Here is a 1,112-nt window from a genome sequence, read left to right as displayed (position 1 = left end):
ATATTAACCTGGCAAATAAATAGGGCATATTGGGTAATCTGTCCCTATGAAAACAGATGCCCGCAAACTCAGCCCCCATGAACAGCGTGAAAAGCGCTCCACGGCCCTACGCATGCGCGAGCAGGGTTACACCTACAAGGCTATTGGCGAAGCGGTTGGTGTACACCCCCGCACCATCGCTCACTGGGCGCAGGTCGCAGAACACAAAGGCGAAAAAGCGGCCATTGCCGGTGGCCAACGCGGTGTTCGCCAAGGTGATCGCCGCAGTTTGAGCCCCAGCCAGGAAGTGCTGGTTCGTACATTGATGACCGATAAGATGCCCGACCAACTCAAACTCGGCTTTGCACTCTGGACGCGTGATGCCGTGCGAGAACTGATCCGCCAGCGCTGTGGTTTTCTCATGCCGGTTCGAACGGTTGGTGAATACCTCAAGCGCTGGGGATACACCCCGCAGCGGCCACTGCATAGGGCTTATCAGCAGAAGCCTGAAGTAGTTCAGCGCTGGCTGGATAACGAATATCCACGCATCGCACAGCGGGCAAAGGCCGAGAATGGTGAGATTCAGTGGGGAGACGAAACCGGTATGCGCAGTGACAGCCATGCTGGTCGCAGCTACGCCCCTATTGGCGAAACGCCGGTGCGCGAGGTCAGTGGCAGTCGTTTTTCCACCAACATGATTTCCACCGTGACCAATCGGGGCAAGCTGCGCTTCATGCTGTACCGGGAAACGATGACAGCCCCAGTGCTGATTCGCTTCCTGGGTCGCCTGATTCGTGATGCGCAGGGCCGCAAGGTGTTCCTGATTCTCGACAACCTGCGCGTACACCACAGCAAAAAGGTGAGTGCCTGGGTCGCCGACCGCAAAGAGCAAATCGAACTGTTCTTCTTGCCGGCATACGCCCCGGAGTTGAATCCTGACGAGTATTTGAATTGTGATTTGAAACATCAGGTTCGCACGGGCTTGCCGGCGCGCAATCAGGACGAACTGGAAGGGCGTGTTCGCTCGGTCATGAGACGATTGCAATTACGCCCCCAAAGAGTCCGTTCTTATTTCCGGCATCCACGTATCGCCTACGCAGCATGATTTGATGTATTTGATTGCCGGGTTAATA

1 protein-coding gene is annotated in these 1,112 nt (G+C 55.8%); it reads left to right on the top strand.

Annotated features, from left to right (window positions below; translation table 11 throughout):
* Positions 1–46: 46 nt before the first annotated feature.
* Entirely contained in the window at positions 47–1,084 is a 1,038-nt protein-coding gene (locus N1078_RS19450) for an IS630 family transposase (RefSeq protein WP_274089702.1), read from the top strand.
* Positions 1,085–1,112: the final 28 nt, after the last annotated feature.

Origin of the sequence: Pseudomonas sp. MIL19, assembly GCF_028680365.1 — a bacterium.
Taxonomy (GTDB): domain Bacteria; phylum Pseudomonadota; class Gammaproteobacteria; order Pseudomonadales; family Pseudomonadaceae; genus Aquipseudomonas; species Aquipseudomonas spirodelae.
Note: the sequence above shows the minus strand (reverse complement) of the source record. Positions and strands in the feature narration are given on the sequence as shown.

Bases quoted from the DNA above. Each gene is read 5' to 3' on its own strand.
- N1078_RS19450 (WP_274089702.1), top strand. From the start codon at position 47: ATGAAAACAGATGCCCGCAAACTCAGCCCCCATGAACAGCGTGAAAAG.